The sequence below is a fragment of the Pseudomonas sp. rhizo66 genome (genome assembly GCF_031931925.1).
Taxonomy (GTDB): Bacteria; Pseudomonadota; Gammaproteobacteria; order Pseudomonadales; family Pseudomonadaceae; genus Aquipseudomonas.
Genome location: NZ_JAUJWZ010000050.1, coordinates 1 through 1,140, shown reverse-complemented (window position 1 = coordinate 1,140; position 1,140 = coordinate 1). Strand labels below are relative to the sequence as shown.

Annotated in this window: 1 protein-coding gene; it reads left to right on the top strand. The window is 57.2% G+C overall.

Annotation, left to right across the window (positions count from 1 at the left end):
- Nucleotides 1-109: 109 nt before the first annotated feature.
- On the top strand, nt 110-1,140 hold a 1,031-nt coding region (locus QZR14_RS27900; protein WP_311998308.1), incomplete at its 3' end, for an IS4 family transposase.

Below are 1,140 nucleotides of genomic sequence, written 5' to 3'. Positions count from 1 at the left end.
CATCCCTTTCAAGGTCTTCGGTAAAATCGCTGAAATTTCATTCAGGGATCCCCAAACGATGTGGGCCGATGTTCTAGCGCGTTTCGAGAAAAAAGCACCTGCCAGTGTCATGGCCAAATTGGCACTGGAGCAGGCTATTGCCCCTGAGTGGGTCGATCAGGTTTTCGAAGAACATCGGCAGCGGCAGTATTCTCGTGAACTACTGTTCTCGACCATCATCAAGCTGATGTCCCTTGTTTCATTGGGCTTGAAGCCATCCCTGCACGCCGCCGCGCGGCAACTGGAAGATCTCCCTGTCAGCTTGGCGGCCCTCTACGACAAGATCAGTCGTACCGAGCCCACGCTGTTGCGCGCTCTGGTTACGGGCTGTGCGCAACGGCTGACTCCAACCATCAAAGAACTGGGTTGCACGACGATGCTGCCGGACTGGCAGGTTCGAGTGGTAGACGGCAATCACCTGGCATCCACTGAGAAGCGTCTGGGGGCTTTACGCCACGAACGCGGCGCTGCTCGTCCTGGCTTTTCGGTGGTTGTCTACGACCCCGACCTGGATCAGGTCATCGACCTTCAGGCGTGTGAGGATGCCTACGCAAGCGAGCGTGTTTGTGTGCTGCCTCTATTGGCTGATGCCGAGCCGGGCCAAGTGTGGCTGGCTGATCGACTCTACTGCACGCTCCCGGTGATGGAGGCTTGTGAGCAGGTCCAAACTTGCTTTGTCATTCGTCAGCAGGCCAAGCATCCTCGCTTGATTCAAGAGGGTGAGTGGCAAGAGCCAGTGCCTGTGGAAACAGGCACTGTGCGTGAGCAGATCATCCAGATCAGAGGCGGTTATCAATGTCGGCGTGTCGAGCTGACGCTTCATTCGCCAACAGACTCGGGTGACAGCAGCTTGATGTTCTGGAGCAATCTGCCCCAGAGCGTCAGTGCGCAGCAGATCGCGCAACTCTATCGCCGCCGCTGGAGCATTGAAGGTATGTTCCAGCGACTGGAAGCGATCCTGGAAAGTGAAATCGAAACCCTTGGCAGCCCAAAGGCTGCCTTACTCGGGTTCGCCACTGCGGTATTGGCCTACAACGTCCTGGCCGTCCTCAAACGCAGCGTCGAGCAAGCTCATCGGGAGACCCAGCCTGAAGGATGGGA